Raw genomic sequence first — 16,495 nt, forward strand, 5'->3', positions numbered from 1 at the left:
AGCTTATCTCGATCTATTTTTTTGATAAATTTAAGCTATGAAAACACTAAGCCCAAAACTAAAGAAAATTGTTCTAACGGGAGTTCTTTTACTCTCACAACTAAATCAAGCCGCGACATTTATTCAGGCCGAAGAGACTCCTTATAAGTATATTAAGGCAACGGAAATTGTTAATGACCGTTATATCTTCGAAGAATGTCATGGGAATAGAGAAGAGCTTAAATGCCGCAACCTCTTTTCTGATTACAGAACTTTTGCAAGAAGTGACATTAAGAAGATGGCCGATATGAATGGACGCCACGCTCTTTATGCCGCCGGTGCTGATGTCGCAATCTTAGCAGTTTCTGCTTATCTTGGGTTGATTATTGGAGCAAAGGCCACGGCCGCTTACTATATTGGAACAGGTGTGAGTCTTGATGGTGGTGTTGCCGCTGTTGGTGGGTTCTTCTTTGGTGTACCATCGGGAACGGCCGTGGGGACGACATTTGCAGCAGGCCTTGATGAGCTCGATCCATTTGTTCACAGAGATATGTCAATTGCACTTGAGCAAGTTATCGGCGTTGCTGATAGCGACGATCTTGACGATGTGGAAGCAAGACAAATTGATGAAGGGATGATTGTTGAAATTGAAGATATTAATTTTGAACAATTAAAAAATAAAATTAAAACTCAGCTTGAAGATATTGATTAACAAAAAAGGCCTCAAACGAGGCCTTTTCTTTTATCTCTACTCAGCATCAACTGCTGGGAAGTATTCTGCTTGTTCCCCAATCTTGTGATTTTCTGGGAATTCTTTTGCAAGCTCATCAATCGAGTAAACACTCTCAGGAAGATTTAAAGATACGCGAAGCTTCTCCATTGTCTCCGGTGCAAATGGCCTAAGCATTACTAAGATATTTCTTAGAATGTAGAAACAAGAATAAAGAGCATCAGTTCTTTCTTTCTCATCAAAGCGGTCATCGTGAGGCTTGTGTGTATTAAATAGTCCGTTAATAATACGAGCATAGTTTTCAAGGGCACCAAGTGCTTTTGGGTATTCTCCCTTTTCCATGAATTTCGTATACTGTTGAACAATCTTAAGAGTTTCTTTTTCTGTCTTACCAATAAGCTCACCCTTAGGAACCACGCCACCAAATTGCTTATGACAAGCAGAGATTGGTTTTTCAAATGAAGCGTTCATTGGCCCTGCAAGGAATGCATTCTTTGCTTTGAAAACTTCAAAATCAAAGTTTGATGCTTTCTCTGAAAGACTTAGAGTTGATAGGAAGTAGCGAACTTGGTCTGCTGTATATCCCATCTCATCAATTAGCTGATCACCTGTGTAGAAGTTTCCTTTAGACTTACTCATTTTCTCACCATTAATTTGTAGGTGGAAATTAGAGAAGACATCAGTTTGTTGGAATTCACCTTTAACTGCTTGTCTCATTGGGTCTTCTTGAACACCAAACCACATCGCTCCCTGCATAAGAACGTAGAAGAAAACGTTATCAGTTCCAAGGAATTGGAAAACCTTTGCTTCTGGATCAGTCCAAAATTCTTTATGAAGTTCTGGATCAAGTCCTTTCTTTTTAAGGGCAACTTTTGTAAATGAGATCGGTGCAATTAATGACTCTGGCCATACATATAAAGTTTTACCTTCCATACCTGGCTCAATATCTGTCGGAACAGGAATTCCCCATGAAACATCACGAGTAATTGCTCTATGTGCCCAACCATCATTTAGCTCACACTCAATTCCTGCATCTTCAAGAATTTTCTTTCCTGTTGCAAGATCTGCAAGATTTTCAAATTGAACTAGAACTTTTCTTCCTGGAGCATAACGGCTTTTATGAGTTGGAAGAGATTCTTTAATTTCTTTATATGCTGGCTCAGATTTATTTGTGAAAGTTACACATGGATAAACTGTACCAAATGCTTCTTGAAGAATAGGTTTTCTCCAAGTCTTCTGCTTTGTATTTAGCCACTCAATAAGTTGGTCAGTTACTTTCCACATATTTAGATACCAGTGATCAGTATCTCTAAGCTCTGGTGTCGCATCACTTACAGCTGAAACAGGATTCTTTAACTCATGTGGATCGTAGTTTTTGCCACAAACATCACACTCATCACTATATGCTTTAGTATTTGAGCAGTCTGGATTTGGACAATCACCCTGAACATAGCGATCAGGTAGGAACATATTAAGTTTTGGATCAAACCATTGCTGACTTGTTCTCTTATCTAGCATTCCATTAGCGTGCATTTTTCTAAGAAAATCCTGACAAAGTTCTTTATGAGCTTCGTAATTCTCTTCTCTTGAAGTTCCTGTATAAGTATCAAGACCGATTGAGTAGCGCTCCATTGTCTTAGATTGCTTTGCATGAACCTCACTAATGAACTCTTGTGTTGTTTTACCAAGTTTCTTTGCAGCTACTTCACTTGTTGATCCATGATCGTCAGTACCACAAACAAATAGTACGTTATCATCACCAATCAGTAGCCTCATCCAACGCGAGTAAATATCTGCTGGTACGTGGGCACCTGCTAGGTGACCAATGTGAACTGGCCCGTTTGCATATGGCATACCTGCTGTAATAACAGCTTTCTTTGGTCGACTTACACGAGATAGGATTGTTGGAATGTCCTGCTTTGGACGCATGTCTTTTTTGTTTTCTTTTACTTCATTATTCATAGGGAATAATTTAGCATTGCCCTGCGTTTTCGTCTATATAAAGGTACCTTCAAGATTGAGAAGGGCCTCTTTAGTTTGTGCTCCTGCAACGTATCCTGAAAGTTCGCCCGACTTGGCTATGACGCGGTGACAAGGAATTATTAAACAAATTGGATTTTTAGCATTGGCACTACCAACTGCTTGCACAGCGTTGGGGGAACCAACTTTATTTGCAATGTCTGAATAGGTTGTAACTTCACCGTAGGGTATATCAAGAAGCTGGGCCCAAACTTGTTTTTGAAAATCTGTTCCCTTGCTAATACTTAGAGGAATTGAAAACTTCTTACGACTACCTGCAAAGTATTCCTCAAGTTGATCGTGGGCCTCATTGAGATATTTTACAATCCTCTCGTCGTCTTCGTAATGAGGACCATCAAAATCTTGCTCTTGCCAACCCAGGTATGAGACACCGTTTTCATTAGCACAAATATAAATCGTGCCAAATTTTGAATGGAATTCAATTTGTCTATCAGTCATGCCGTGATTATAGCACTATCAAATCTTAAAAAGAACTTATGTTTATGTGATCTGTTTTGAAGTTTATTGCGTATATATAGTTAAGAGAGATAAACTTAACCAATTTTTAATTTCTGGAGGAATTATGAAAGTAATCAGTCGTTTATTTATTGCAATGTGTATCATGTTCTCTTTTGCCCATGGGGAAGAAATTAAATTAGGTCAAAGTGTGCCAGAATTCACAGCAAAGAATCATGAAGGCAAAAACTTTTCAATCGTATCACGCAAAGGAAAGTGGACTGTTCTTTACTTTTACCCAAAGGCGGGGACTCCTGGTTGTACTAAGCAGGCATGTGCCTTTCGCGACAGCATTAAATCAATTAGAAAATTAGGTGCTGAGGTTTATGGGATCAGTATGGACTCTGTAAAAGATCAAGCTGCTTTTCACGAAGAGCATGCTCTGCAATTCGATCTTCTTTCGGATGAAAAAGGTGAAGTGACAAAGAAGTTTGGTGCAAAGATGGCCGTATTTAATATTTCAAAAAGATGGACTTTTATTATTGATCCAAGTTTAAAGATTGTAGCAATTGATCGCGATGTTGATCCAATGTTAGATGCAGATCATGTATCGAAGAAATTAGCTGAACTGCAGAAAACGAAAAAGTAATCATTTATGAGTCAAGCGAGTAGTGCTTTATTATTTTTTCTCGTAAATCACGAAAGGAAATATCCTAATCGTAAATTGGCCGCTGCTATTGAGGCTGCATCAACACATGAAGACTACCTATCTATTTTAAAAACTTTTAACTTCAAAAAAGTTAAAGCAAAGGCCCTCAATGCTCTAATGCATTGGGGGAATAATCAATGGGAGTTTGAACTTCTCGATTATATTCCATCACCATATGAAGTTTTAAAGTTTCAGGCACAGGGGATTCGTCCTGTGACATTAATTGAGCAAGAAAACTTTAAACCGATACTCATGCGTGAAGATTGTTTAGAGTTTTTTCTACATGATCTTGAGCATGGCCATATGTTCTTTCACAATGAAGAATTAAAGAAAATGCAGATCAACTTTTTTAAAAAAGTTGAAGACTCTCTTGAGCGTGGAGAATGGAAAACCTATCTAAAATGTCGAGAATTTAAAGAAAAATTCTTCTACCTCATAAGCGACATGAATAGCCATATTGAGCACTATCGTCACTATCTCAACTCTATGCTTCCTCCGAAAGATATCAATAAATTCGAATACTTGTTTAATTAATTGACCTGTTGCGGTGATAGTTAAGAAAAATTAAGTTTGAGCTTCCATAGTCAAAATCTATCCTGATATAGACAAAATATATTATCTTTACACCTGTCTTTCATCGATACTGATTGCATCGAAAACATAGATTTTCAAAGGAGCCAAATATGAAAAGAAAACTACCTTTGTTAATTGCTGCAGTAACGCTTTTGAGTTGTGCATCGAACTCAAATGATAATATGAAACAGCAATTTGCAAGCGGTGAAGCCAAGCCGAATAACTTTTGGTGGCCTAGCCGAATCGATTTAACACCACTTAGGCAGCACTCTCTCGAGTCAAGTCCATTAGGTCCTAAGTTTAATTATGCAAAAGAATTTAAATCACTAAATCTTTCAGCAGTGAAAAAAGACATCAGAAAAACATTAACAACATCCCAAGATTGGTGGCCAGCAGATTACGGTCACTATGGGCCATTTTTTATTCGTATGGCATGGCACAGTGTTGGAACATATAGATCTCATGATGGTCGCGGAGGCGGCGGTGGTGGTCAACAACGTTTTGAACCACTTAATAGTTGGCCAGATAACGTTTCACTAGACAAGGCCAGGAGATTACTTTGGCCAGTTAAAAAGAAATATGGAAATAAAATTTCATGGGCAGACTTAATGGTTCTTGCTGGTAACGTATCACTTGAAGATATGGGATTTAAAACAATCGGCTTTGCCGGTGGCCGAACAGACGATTGGGAAGCTGATCTTGTTTACTGGGGACCAGAGACTCAGTGGCTTGCTGGTGACAAAAGATATAAAGGTGAGCGCGATCTTGAAAGACCACTTGCCGCAGTACAGATGGGACTAATTTATGTAAACCCTGAAGGGCCAAACGGAAATCCTGATCCATTACTTGCTGCAAAAGATATTCGTGAAACATTTGGAAGAATGGGAATGGATGATGAAGAAACAGTTGCTCTTATCGCTGGTGGACACACTTTTGGTAAGGCACACGGTGCTCATAAACCAGATGACTGTTTAGAAAAAGATCCTGCCGGAGCACCAATTGAGAATCAAGGTTTTGGTTGGAAGAACAAGTGTGGAAAGGGTCACTCAGAAGACACAATTACTTCTGGTCTTGAAGGAGCTTGGAATGCAACACCTACTCAATGGACAACTGGTTACTTAGATAATCTATGGGCATTTGAGTGGAAGCTTACGAAATCTCCAGCGGGTGCACATCAGTGGATTCCAACTGATGAAGGCGCAGCTGATATGGTTCCAGATGCTCACATAAAAGATAAGCGTCACGCACCAATCATGTTCACAACAGATATTGCACTTAAAGAAGATCCTGCATATGCAAAAATCTCTAAGAGCTTTTTAGATGATCCAAAGAAATTTGAATACGCATTTGCTAAAGCATGGTTCAAACTTACTCACCGTGATATGGGGCCACAAGCTCGCTATATTGGTAAGGAAGTTCCAAAAACTTCTTTTAAATGGCAAGATCCAACTCCGAAAGGAAAGAAGATCTCTAATGCAACAGCATCTGCAGTTAAGTCTGATATCTTAAAATCGGGTCTGTCTGTATCAGATCTTGTTAGAACTGCATGGGCCTCAGCTTCTACTTATCGTGGAACTGATATGCGTGGTGGTGCAAATGGTGCACGAATTCGTCTGGCCCCACAAAAAGATTGGGCAATTAATAAGGCCTCAAACGTTGATGCAGTGATTGCTAAGCTTTCAAAAATTAGTAAAAGACATGGAGTTTCTTTAGCTGACACAATTGTTCTTGGGGGAGCTGCTGCAATCGAGAAGGCTTCTGGTAACAAAGTTAAGGTTCCATTCTCTTCAGGGAGAGGGGACGCAACTCAGAGACAAACAGATGTAACATCTTTTGCTTTCTTAGAGCCAAAAGCAGATGCTTTCCGTAACTACTACACAGAAGAGTCTGGAAGAACTCCTATATATATGCTTATTGATAAAGCAAATATGTTAGGTCTAACAGTTCCTGAAATGACAGTTCTTATCGGTGGGATGCGCGCTCTTGATGCAAACGCAGATGGATCTAAAAATGGTGTATTCACAAGTCGTCCTGGAAAACTTACAAATGACTTCTTTGTAAATCTTCTAACGATGGACAATAAGTGGGTTAAATCAAGTACTCCTGGACTATACAATGGTGTGGACAGAAAGTCTGGAAAGGTTAAGTACACTGCGACTCCTGTTGACTTAGTCTTTGGTTCCCATGCTGAGCTAAGAGCTGTCGCTGAAGTTTACGCTGCTAACGATGGTCAAAAGAAATTTATGCAAGACTTCGTTAAGGCTTGGACTAAAGTAATGCAAGCAGATCGTTTTGATTTAAAATACTAATTAGTAATATGCCTGGCCGAGCTTTCTCGGTCAGGTTCTTATGATTCCTCTCTGGAATAGTAAAAATACCGATTATATATTGTTCAGAAAATCTCTCACAAAGTAATGTTAAGCATGGAGAGTCGTCATGTTAGAAACATCATTTGGTCATTTAGTTAAGTTAGATATTAGTCAAGTAAGTGAAGTGAACTTCCTTTCTTTTTCAAAGGGGGGCCGTGCTCATAAGCATCCGCAAAAAGAAGTTGTTTATATTACATCAGGAAGTGGAGCGATTCATATTGAGGGTGAAATTACTAAAGTAAGTAAAGGAGACCTCATCACTATTGATAGAATGAAGTCTCACTATATGGTACCGACAGAAAATGAAGTTTTGGAGTTGATGCTATTTTATAGCTAGAGCCCGTAATACTTACTCATCCAGTAGATTAAAGTGATATCGTAGCCAGGGTTCTCGTCTCTAGCAGCACCTCTTTTTTCATAGCCTACAGTGTATGGTTCTCTTTGCCACATGAATGATCCACCAGGATGGCGATGCCTGATATCAAGTGGGTCTGCGGAAATAGACATGAAACCTTTTCCACCATACTCAGGGTATTGCACAAGTTCAATGTCTTCTAGTGGTGGTTTTACAACACTTACATTTCTTGGAGAGCGTTCTAAGAAGCGTACAAGATTTTCTTGAATTCGTGTGATCTTCTCTTGCGAAACCGCATCAGGATTAAAAGAGTATTCAATTAAATTAAAGAAAGAGTTGTCGTGATTTCCTGTGCTGTACTTAATAACGTTATAGCTTCTAAGCATATCTGCACGGCGCTCTTGGTTCTTTTCAAGTCTAAAGTAATTGTAGAAGTGCATATTAAGTAAGTTGAATTTATAATACTTATTAACATTATCTTTTGCTGTAATATTATGAAAAATATAAGCAGTCTTACTTAATTCAGACATGCGGTTAAGTTCTTGTGTGTATTGTCCAGGAAACATATGTTGTCCAATCAATAACATATTAAGTTGCTGCTCAGGACTTCCAAACCAGACAGTTGGAGCAATTACTTTTGCAGGAGTGATGCTGATTTCACGGTCTTCAGAAATTGTCCAATTATTACGAATAAGATAATCAAGCATCATGCGATAATATGAAGCAGCTTTTGTCTTAATCTCTTCGTCTTCAATAAGATCATAGACGATCGTAAGTCCAAAAATAATTCCTGTGTATTGATCTCTTGTAATACCTTTCTTCTCGTGATGGTTTACCCATTTTTCACCTTTGTAATCGACGATTTCATAATCTAGAGGGTCTCTATTGGCCATCAAAGCACGACCGGCCATGCTGTTAAGGGGTTGTGCAGATCTTGAAAGTAAACCAGTAAACCCATTTACTCCTAATAGATTTCCAATACCATCAAGATTGATTCTAATATTATTTAAGGCTTTTTCATTTTGAGAAACACTATAGCGAAAAGCTTGAGATGCAAGATAGGCACCATTCCAAATCGCAGCATCTGAAAAAGTTCCAAAACCAACTACATTTCCTTTTGTTCCAATACCATTTGGCCCATAAGCATCAAACCAAGAAATATAATCATTTTGATCATAAATTAAATTGAGAACAGTACCATTAATTAAATGTTTTTCTGCTATTTTGTCTTCGATATTTTCAATTGTGTCCTCTAGATCTGAAAAGCTATAAAGTGGAGGAGTTTTTAGGCGTTCAGGAGTTGCTTGTCTAAAGCGCTCATTTAGTACGAATACTGTTTTTAATTGTTCACTACCTTGCGCCAATAATTTATCAAAGGATTTGTTGATTTTCTTTTTTAGAACTTTTTTTGTCGCAACAAGTACTCCGTTTAGAAGTACATTTGAAGCTTTAAGATCAAGTTTTAATTTCTTGTCGATAGTATCAATTGACTTAACTCTGATAACACTATTTTCATCTCTGTCATAATTGATAACGTATTTAAACTTTAGCTCTTTGATATTTAGCTTAATAAGCTTTGTCATGCGAAACCATTTTGTTTTGTATCTTAAACGAGCTCTTAGCTTTAATTTCCATTTATTAGAATCTGGAATACCAACAACAATTTTATTATCCGTAATTTCATAGAATTCTATTGGGAAGTCGAGAATATTTGTTTCAGCAATATTGGCACTCATAAGTTTTAAATTACTGCCAATTTCTTTGTTGTTAAAATTTTCTTTAACTTCTTTATTAATATTGAAAATAATGTCTTCTTTGAATCCATTGAATAATGATTTTAATTCATTATTTAGAGTGCTTTCGTGAGAAAAAGCGAATGAATAACTTTGCGCTAAGATGGCAAGGAATAAAACGTACTTCATACTACTATCCTATGTATTACAAGTTTAATTTATCCCTAAGTCAATTTAGAAATACTATAGTGATTCAATTTATTATTTGCAAATATGATAGATGAATTTTTAGGATGATTCTGTCAAAAGTAAGAAACTTAAGAAAAATTAAGTGATCTGACCAGTTGCCTGGTCAGAATGACATCACTTTCTAGTATTTGATTAGTGTTTTTGTATCCATGATAAACTCACCATCACGATCTGGTGAGTAAACTCTGGCCTTGCCATGAGTATAAATTTCAAGAACAATATCGACTTCGTTGTACTTGTCGATAACTTTATCTTCTACGCAAATTTTTTCAAAACACTCAACTGATTTACCTAGTTCTGAATATGGAAATGAGTATGTACCTGGCCCATGAGTAAGCTCTACCTCAACCATATCTTTTGATTGATCAAAGCTTACAACGTATCCAGACCAACCAAAGACATCCATAACCTTATCATCTTGGCATAGTGATTTATAACATTCACCTGCAAAGATAGGCATAGTGAGCATTAAGGTAAAAATAATTTTTTTCATTTAAACTTCCTTGTTTTATTCTTTTGAAAATGTATCAACAAATTTTTTGATTTCATCAACATGCTCAAGAATGTATTTCGCTTTAGTTAAGCCGAAACTCATTACCGTACCATACTTCTCAAGTTCGTTGCCTTCTTCATCAACTTTATAAATTTTGAATATTTTATTTCCTTTAAACTCTTCTACACCAACATTATGTGGAGGTAAGTCATAGCTCATATTAATCCCTTTATAAAATGTAGTTAATTATTCTTATTCTAACATTTAATTGTAAATTCATTAAACTATAAAAATTTAATATCATAAGTGATTATCCGAAAAGTAAAATATTGAAAAAACCATTTAAACTAATTTGATAACCAAGTTTATCACTAAGATATTTAAATATACTTAATTAAATCTATACCAAGGATTTTTTATGGAAAATAAGATCAAAGAAATTGAAAAAGTTTTAGAATTAAAAAATACAAGCTTATCTTACATAAGTTTAAAGAATCTATGTGAAAAGTATGGCGTAAATATTGAAACACTTCCTCATACAATTAAAATTCTTCTTGAGAATATTGCAAGAAGAGTAGATGGAAAAGATGTTAAACTCACTGATGTTGAAGCTCTCGTAAAATGGGGCAGTGGCTATGATAAAAAAGCCTCTCTTGCTTTTATGCCTGCAAGAGTTCTTATGCAAGACTTCACTGGGGTCCCGGCCGTTGTCGATTTGGCCGCAATGAGAAGTGCAATGGCCAGAGCAGGGGGAGATCCTAAAAAAGTAAATCCATATGTTGGAGTTGATTTAGTTATTGATCACTCTGTCCAAGTTGATAATTTCGGGCATGCTGATTCATATGAAAAGAACTTGGAGCTTGAATATGAGAGAAATGCAGAACGCTATGCTCTTTTAAACTGGGCCCAACAGGCATTTCAAGATTTTCGAGTGGTTCCTCCTGGTATGGGGATTTGCCATCAGGTAAACCTTGAGCACCTTGGTCATGTTGTTCAGAGTAAGAATGGATGGGCGATCCCTGATACTCTAGTGGGGACTGACTCACATACTCCAATGATTAATGGATTGGGTGTACTTGGTTGGGGCGTTGGTGGAATTGAGGCAGAAGCGGCAATGCTTGGACAACCAATGTTCTTACCTGCACCAATTGTTATCGGTATTCGTACAAAAGGGACATTGCCAGCTGGAGCAACTGCTACTGATTTAGTACTAACTCTTACTGAAATGCTTCGTAAACACGGTGTTGTTGGGAAGTTTGTTGAATTTTTCGGAGATGGCCTAAGTAGTTTAAGTATTGCAGATCGAGCCACTCTTTCAAATATGTCACCAGAATTCGGTGCAACTGCAACTTTATTCCCAGTGGATCAAGTGACTCTCGATTACTTAGTTATGACAGGTCGAGGTGATAAAGTAGAGTTGGTTGAAAAGTACACAAAAGAACAAGGCCTATTTAGAAATGATGGAGATAGAGAGCCTCAGTTTACTGAAGTTTTAGACTTAGATTTAAGTAGTGTTGTGCCAAGTCTTGCCGGCCCTAAACTACCTCAGCAGAGAGTTAATCTTAATGATGCTCGTAAATCATTTGATGATAATTTTAAAGTTGGAAAAAATGAGGGAAAAGTTATTAAACATGGTGATGTTGCAATTGCAGCGATAACTAGTTGTACAAATACTTCAAATCCTTCAGTCATGCTTGCCGCAGGGCTTGTTGCAAAGAAGGCAGTTGAAGCAGGTCTTAGTACAAAACCTTGGGTTAAAACTTCTCTTGCTCCTGGTTCTCGTGTTGTTACAAATTATTTAAAAAAGGCAGGGTTACTTCCATATTTAGAGAAACTTGGATTTAACTTAGTAGGGTATGGTTGTACTACATGTATTGGAAACTCTGGGCCACTGCCTGAAGAAGTTTCAAAAGATATTAATGAGAATGAGCTTGCGGTAGTTTCTGTTTTATCAGGTAATCGAAACTTTGAAGGACGAGTTCATAGTCAAATTAAAGCAAGTTACCTGGCCTCACCACCTCTTTGTGTAGCCTATGCTCTGACAGGAACTTTCCTTTGTGACTTATCAACTGAAGCAATAGGGCAAAATAAAGATGGAAAAGATATTTTTCTAAAAGATATTTGGCCGACAGCAAGTGAAATTCAAGACTTGATCGCTTCTTCAGTAAGTTCAGAGCAATACGAGTATGAATACGGACGAATTTTTGCAGGTGATGATAAGTGGAAGAGTATGGCCGTACCAAAAGGTGATCTATTTGAATGGCAAACAAACTCGACATACGTTAGAGAGCCCGACTTCTTTGTAAATTTACCAAAAGATGTAGCACCTCTTAAGAATATCAATGAAGCAAGAGTCATGTGCTTACTTGGAGATTCTATAACGACAGACCATATCTCACCTGCCGGAACAATTGGAAAGGATTCTCCGGCCGGAAAGTATTTAATGGAGCAAGGTGTTTCACAAAAAGACTTTAATAGCTTTGGTTCACGCCGTGGTAATCACGAAGTAATGATTCGTGGAACTTTTGGAAATATTCGATTGAGAAATGATATGGCCCCAGGGACAGAAGGGCCATGGACAACACATCTACCAAGTCGTGAACAGATGAGTATTTATGATGCTTCTAAGCGCTATCAAGAAGATGATATTCCTTTAATTGTCATTGCAGGTAGTGCATATGGCTCGGGAAGTTCTCGAGACTGGGCAGCAAAAGGAACGACATTACTTGGGATAAAGGCCGTCTTAGCTGAAAGTTATGAAAGAATCCACCGCAGTAATCTCGTTTGTATGGGAGTTCTACCGCTGCAGTTTAAAGAAGGTCAAAGTGCTAAAACTTTAAAGATTACTGGTCTAGAAACATTTACGATTAAAGGTATTGAAGAAGGTATCAGTCCACGTAAAGAACTAAGCATAGAAATGAAGCGTGATGATGGAAGTATTGAAGTGTTTGATGTTATTTTAAGAGTCGATGCACAAGCTGAAGTTGACTACTATACTCATGGTGGAATTTTACAAATGGTTCTTAGGGAAATGCAGAGTAAATGATTTTTTAGAAAAACTAATTTTTACTAATTTGACTTAACTTGCTCTGCTATTAGGTGTTTACGTCTATCACGCTGGCCGTTTTGATTCTCTATTTCCGTGTTGTTATTCAATTTATAATGAAGAAACTCACAACAACATAGGAAGGATAATATGACGAACAAAACAGGTGTTTTAACATTCGGAGTGATTAGCTACTTAGTAGGCTTTTCTGCGCTTGTCGGTTGGATTGGTAGTATGCTGGGGCTAATTCCTTTTCAGTATGGAATTGTAAACTATACAACAGACTCTGTGGGAAGTGCCTTTGCAATTGCCATCGGGCTTACTAGTTTATTTGCGATCCAGCATACAGTAATGGCAAGGCAGACATTTAAAAGATTTATTAATCAATATATTCCAGCTGCGGCAGAGAGATCGCTCTATGTTCTGATGTCGGGTATAACACTTCATTGTGCTATTTTATTTTGGCCTAAAAATGGAGTTGTTCTGTGGAATATTGAAAACTCAATTGCCTCGACTCTCATTATGAGTATCGGTGTTGCTGGTTGGGCCTACCTTTTTGTTGCAAGCTTTGCTTTAAATCATTTTGAACTGTTTGGTCTTGAGCAAACTTATAACTATTATCAAGGCAAGCCGCTTCATCGTGTGCCTTTTCAAGAAAGTTGGATGTACAGTTTTGATCGCCACCCAATCATGACAGGTGCACTTATCGGTATGTGGTTTACTCCTCAAATGACAGTTGATCATCTTATGTTTAGCGGAATTTTCTCTGCCTATATTATCGCAGGCGTTTCAGTTGAAGAAAGGGATCTTGTTAGGCAATGGGGGACGCGATACATGGATTATCGAAGTCGTGTAAAAACAATTGTTCCTACTTTTGATATGATTGGGCCAAATGATATCAAGGCCAGTGAGTCTAAACAAAATAAACAAAATAAACAAAAGAAAGGTGAAGATGAAACGAAAAAAGCAGCATAGTAAATAGTGAAGGAGTCTTTGACTCCTTCATGTTTATTGAAAAAACTTCATGAATACGAAAGCATTTGTGAATTTGGTCCTATTTGGTGATAATAAGAGCTATGCGCAGGAATCGTTTTCTCTATTCGACAATTATTTCGATAGGAATTCACGGACTATTGATATTTGGATCAGCTTCGACTTTGAAGCCAGAGTCTTTTAATACGCATTTTTCTACAAATACTGCCCAAGTAATTCAAGTTAGACGTTTGGTGAAGCTGAAGAAGATTACCCAATCACCTAAGAAGACAATTCAAAAGAAGGCCAGATCTAAGCAGGTTGCTAGGCCAATATCAACGAAGCCGCTAGAGCAGTCTCTAGAGAATTCGCCAGTGGTAAATAAAGTCGTTAACACGGGACAGGCCAATGAGAAGGCCAGGTATCTCAAGAGTATTAGAGATCAAATTCTTTCCCAAAAGCGCTATCCAAAAATTGCTAAGATGTTAAAAAAACAAGGAATTGTTGATATTTACTTTGAGGTTTCTTATCCAAGTAATCTTTCAAATATTCAAATTCAAAAGGGGAGTGGCCACGCAATTCTTGATAAATCTGCCCTTGAGACAATAGAGGCACTTGATGAGCTGCCTCAAATGCCAGACTTCCTAAAGTCTGAAATTTTGAAGGTAGCAATACCAATTAAATATGAGTTGTTGTAACACGACTAACGCACTGTAAAAACTAACTTCTTTACTAAAACCATTCCAAAAATCACGTCAAATATGATAGTTTGCCTACATGATAAAAAAGTTTGATGGCCAATACAAGCTAGTCTTTTTAGGCTTTCTCTCAAATTCACTTATCTTTGCGCAAGACGTAAATCGTTTGGAGTCGATATATATTACCGACGAGGCGCAAATCTATGAGGAGGCTCAAAGCACTGCTTTAGGTCTTCAAGATGAAATTACTTCAGACGAGCTTGAAGAGGAAATTGCTCAAAGCATTGATGATGTTTTAAAAAATACCTCTGGTGCTACAACTAAAGGTGGACCACGTGCTATTGGTGAGACTCCGCAGGTTCGTGGCCTTGAGGCCAATAAGCTTTTTGTTAACATTGATGGCGTGAAGCAGACTTTTTATTTTTCGAATCATAATTACTCGCATCTTGCAGTTGATCCAGATAGCATAAAGAAAGTTGATATCTTTAAATCTAATACAGATTATTCTCAAGGAATTAGTCTTGGTGGCGGAATGTCTTTTGCTACGAAAGATGGGCGAGATTATTTAGAGGCCGGTGAGAAGTCTGGAAGTATTGTTAAATACTCATATGAAGAAGCTTCAAATATGAATGCTGAGTCATTGAAAACTTTTGGTTTAATGGATGGTGGTGATTACCTCATAAGCGCTAGCTATAAAGATTCAAATGATCTTAAGCTAAGTGATAAGACAACTCTTAAGAATTCAGCTTTTGAAAATTATAATATTTCTTCAAAGTTCACTTTTGATCTTGGTAAAGGTCAGAAGTTAAAGTTAAGTGGAGAGATTTATGACCTTGAAGATGAGTCGCCATTAAATGCAACTCTTGATCCACCAAGTGATTTAACAACACTTCATGGCAAGACAAGAATCAAACGTGAATCCTTAGGATTAAATTACACAAATAACTCTTACGCAGGAAATCTCTATTATTCTGGCCAGCTTAATAAGCAAGAGCGCGATAGTGATAATCGCCAAGAAGAGCGTAATATTCAAACGCTTGGAGCACGCCTTAAAGATCATATTGAATTTAGAGAAAATCTTAAACTTGTTATTGGTACGGATGCAACGATTGATAAAGTAACTGGAAAAAGCTCTGTAGGTAGTGTTTCTGATTATCCAGATGGACAAATAACTGAAGCCGCTGCATTTGCTCAGCTTAATTATAAGGTAGGTGGACTAACTGTTGCACCTGGGATTCGCTTCAGTGATTATAAACTTGAATCGAAAGATTCTGGTTTTGATGATGTAAAAGATAATAACCTTTCGTCAAAAATTTTATTAAATTACGAGTACAAAGGTTTTAATTTCTTTTCTAACTTTTCTCAGGGCTTTAATTCGCCAGATGTTCAAGAAGTCTATGCAACAGGACTGCACCGCCCGGGAGATGGATTCTTTATTTCAGATAATTACTTTGTGACTAATTTAGACTTAAAGCCTGAAACATCAAATACAATTGAATTTGGAACTGAATTTAAGAAACAACTTTTCTCTGATTTAGATCTTCTGACATTTAGGGCAAGTGGGTATGTATCAAAGGCACACAATTATATTGATCAAGAAATTATCGACTATGCCATTTTTGATGGAAAAAATGGAACGACCCAATTTGTTAACCGAGATAAAGTGACTCTTTATGGTCAAGAGTTTGATCTTAAATATCTTTACGACCAATTTGAGCTTGCCGCAAGTTATTCACGAAGTGTTGGTTGGGATAATTCAAGAAGGATGTGGCTTTCTAATATGCCAGCAAATACTTATACTTTTGGATTTAACTATCACCTTGATCAATACGGTATAAAGCTTGGTTATGATGCACTTATGGCAATGAGGCAAGATCGAGTGAACCCGGCATCACTTGAGAGAACAACGGCAACATCAGGTTATACACTTCACAATGTCTTTGCTTCAAAAGAGTTTGTTTCAGGAGTATTTGAAGGAGTGAAGCTTACGACAAGACTTGATAACTTAAGTGATAAATCATATCGTCGACATGGCTCATATATTAATGAAGTTGGACGAAATTTTAAAATGAGTATTCAATATAAAATAAAGCATTTTTAATAAACGGAGTTTC

General features: G+C 37.3%; 14 protein-coding genes. 9 read left to right on the forward strand and 5 right to left on the reverse strand.

Annotated features, from left to right (window positions below; translation table 11 throughout):
* The first annotated feature begins 37 nt into the window (after nucleotides 1-37).
* On the forward strand, nucleotides 38-691 hold the full coding sequence (locus ACMAWV_RS12180) for a hypothetical protein (RefSeq protein WP_412463380.1): 654 nt from the start codon (nucleotides 38-40) through the stop codon (nucleotides 689-691).
* A gap of 36 nt (nucleotides 692-727) precedes the next feature.
* Here the strand turns inward: ACMAWV_RS12180 and ACMAWV_RS12185 are convergent, their stop codons facing one another.
* A complete protein-coding gene (locus tag ACMAWV_RS12185) occupies nucleotides 728-2,671 on the reverse strand; it encodes a methionine--tRNA ligase (RefSeq protein WP_412470308.1) in 1,944 nt (647 codons plus the stop codon).
* Between the two features lie 33 nt (nucleotides 2,672-2,704).
* Nucleotides 2,705-3,187, reverse strand: coding sequence for a methylated-DNA--[protein]-cysteine S-methyltransferase (locus ACMAWV_RS12190; protein WP_103217948.1), 483 nt, complete (start codon nucleotides 3,185-3,187; stop codon nucleotides 2,705-2,707).
* Between the two features lie 124 nt (nucleotides 3,188-3,311).
* Here ACMAWV_RS12190 and ACMAWV_RS12195 point away from each other — a divergent pair, with 124 nt between their 5' ends.
* From ACMAWV_RS12195 to ACMAWV_RS12210, 4 genes are all read left to right on the forward strand, one after another.
* The gene (locus tag ACMAWV_RS12195; RefSeq protein WP_103217949.1) at nucleotides 3,312-3,833 is read left to right on the forward strand and encodes a peroxiredoxin; all 522 of its coding nucleotides are present in this window, start codon (nucleotides 3,312-3,314) and stop codon (nucleotides 3,831-3,833) included.
* Nucleotides 3,834-3,839: 6 nt separating this feature from the next.
* Nucleotides 3,840-4,427, forward strand: a complete 588-nt coding sequence (locus ACMAWV_RS12200) for a hypothetical protein (protein WP_412470307.1) — start codon at nucleotides 3,840-3,842, stop codon at nucleotides 4,425-4,427.
* Nucleotides 4,428-4,648: 221 nt separating this feature from the next.
* Nucleotides 4,649-6,775, forward strand: a complete 2,127-nt coding sequence (gene katG, locus ACMAWV_RS12205) for a catalase/peroxidase HPI (RefSeq protein WP_368667184.1) — start codon at nucleotides 4,649-4,651, stop codon at nucleotides 6,773-6,775.
* A 127-nt stretch (nucleotides 6,776-6,902) separates the two neighbouring features.
* Complete coding sequence (locus ACMAWV_RS12210) at nucleotides 6,903-7,172, forward strand: cupin domain-containing protein (protein ID WP_412470306.1); 270 nt, start codon at nucleotides 6,903-6,905, stop codon at nucleotides 7,170-7,172.
* Here ACMAWV_RS12210 and ACMAWV_RS12215 read toward each other — a convergent pair.
* The 3 genes from ACMAWV_RS12215 to ACMAWV_RS12225 form a co-directional block, all read right to left on the reverse strand.
* Entirely contained in the window at nucleotides 7,169-9,112 is a 1,944-nt protein-coding gene (locus ACMAWV_RS12215; RefSeq protein WP_412470305.1) for a hypothetical protein, read from the reverse strand. The two genes, ACMAWV_RS12210 and ACMAWV_RS12215, sit on opposite strands and share 4 nt — an antisense overlap.
* 181 nt (nucleotides 9,113-9,293) lie before the next feature.
* Nucleotides 9,294-9,665, reverse strand: a complete 372-nt coding sequence (locus ACMAWV_RS12220; protein WP_103217954.1) for a hypothetical protein — start codon at nucleotides 9,663-9,665, stop codon at nucleotides 9,294-9,296.
* 15 nt (nucleotides 9,666-9,680) lie between these two features.
* Nucleotides 9,681-9,884: a hypothetical protein gene (locus tag ACMAWV_RS12225; protein WP_103217955.1), complete on the reverse strand. Its 204-nt coding sequence runs from the start codon at nucleotides 9,882-9,884 to the stop codon at nucleotides 9,681-9,683.
* Between the two features lie 199 nt (nucleotides 9,885-10,083).
* Between ACMAWV_RS12225 and acnA the strand changes: the two genes are divergently transcribed.
* From acnA to ACMAWV_RS12245, 4 genes are all read left to right on the forward strand, one after another.
* A complete protein-coding gene (gene acnA, locus ACMAWV_RS12230; RefSeq protein ID WP_412463377.1) occupies nucleotides 10,084-12,711 on the forward strand; it encodes an aconitate hydratase AcnA in 2,628 nt (875 codons plus the stop codon).
* A gap of 150 nt (nucleotides 12,712-12,861) precedes the next feature.
* Nucleotides 12,862-13,686 (forward strand): methyltransferase family protein, encoded by an 825-nt coding sequence (locus ACMAWV_RS12235; protein WP_412470304.1) that lies wholly within the window; start codon nucleotides 12,862-12,864, stop codon nucleotides 13,684-13,686.
* A 101-nt stretch (nucleotides 13,687-13,787) separates the two neighbouring features.
* A complete protein-coding gene (locus ACMAWV_RS12240; protein ID WP_392993185.1) occupies nucleotides 13,788-14,381 on the forward strand; it encodes an energy transducer TonB in 594 nt (197 codons plus the stop codon).
* A 79-nt stretch (nucleotides 14,382-14,460) separates the two neighbouring features.
* Nucleotides 14,461-16,482 (forward strand): TonB-dependent receptor domain-containing protein, encoded by a 2,022-nt coding sequence (locus tag ACMAWV_RS12245; RefSeq protein ID WP_412470303.1) that lies wholly within the window; start codon nucleotides 14,461-14,463, stop codon nucleotides 16,480-16,482.
* The last annotated feature ends 13 nt before the right edge of the window (nucleotides 16,483-16,495 follow it).

The organism is Halobacteriovorax sp. RT-1-1 (assembly GCF_047085455.1).
In the GTDB taxonomy this organism is placed as follows: Bacteria; Bdellovibrionota; Bacteriovoracia; order Bacteriovoracales; family Bacteriovoracaceae; genus Halobacteriovorax_A.

Excerpts from the sequence above, each read along its gene's own strand:
- ACMAWV_RS12180 (WP_412463380.1), top strand. The coding sequence starts at position 38 with ATGAAAACACTAAGCCCAAAACTAAAGAAAATTGTTCTAACGGGAGTT.
- ACMAWV_RS12185 (WP_412470308.1), bottom strand. The coding sequence starts at position 2,671 with ATGAATAATGAAGTAAAAGAAAACAAAAAAGACATGCGTCCAAAGCAG.
- ACMAWV_RS12190 (WP_103217948.1), bottom strand. The coding sequence starts at position 3,187 with ATGACTGATAGACAAATTGAATTCCATTCAAAATTTGGCACGATTTAT.
- ACMAWV_RS12195 (WP_103217949.1), top strand. The coding sequence starts at position 3,312 with ATGAAAGTAATCAGTCGTTTATTTATTGCAATGTGTATCATGTTCTCT.
- ACMAWV_RS12200 (WP_412470307.1), top strand. The coding sequence starts at position 3,840 with ATGAGTCAAGCGAGTAGTGCTTTATTATTTTTTCTCGTAAATCACGAA.
- katG (WP_368667184.1), top strand. The coding sequence starts at position 4,649 with ATGAAACAGCAATTTGCAAGCGGTGAAGCCAAGCCGAATAACTTTTGG.
- ACMAWV_RS12210 (WP_412470306.1), top strand. The coding sequence starts at position 6,903 with ATGTTAGAAACATCATTTGGTCATTTAGTTAAGTTAGATATTAGTCAA.
- ACMAWV_RS12215 (WP_412470305.1), bottom strand. The coding sequence starts at position 9,112 with ATGAAGTACGTTTTATTCCTTGCCATCTTAGCGCAAAGTTATTCATTC.
- ACMAWV_RS12220 (WP_103217954.1), bottom strand. The coding sequence starts at position 9,665 with ATGAAAAAAATTATTTTTACCTTAATGCTCACTATGCCTATCTTTGCA.
- ACMAWV_RS12225 (WP_103217955.1), bottom strand. The coding sequence starts at position 9,884 with ATGAGCTATGACTTACCTCCACATAATGTTGGTGTAGAAGAGTTTAAA.
- acnA (WP_412463377.1), top strand. The coding sequence starts at position 10,084 with ATGGAAAATAAGATCAAAGAAATTGAAAAAGTTTTAGAATTAAAAAAT.
- ACMAWV_RS12235 (WP_412470304.1), top strand. The coding sequence starts at position 12,862 with ATGACGAACAAAACAGGTGTTTTAACATTCGGAGTGATTAGCTACTTA.
- ACMAWV_RS12240 (WP_392993185.1), top strand. The coding sequence starts at position 13,788 with ATGCGCAGGAATCGTTTTCTCTATTCGACAATTATTTCGATAGGAATT.
- ACMAWV_RS12245 (WP_412470303.1), top strand. The coding sequence starts at position 14,461 with ATGATAAAAAAGTTTGATGGCCAATACAAGCTAGTCTTTTTAGGCTTT.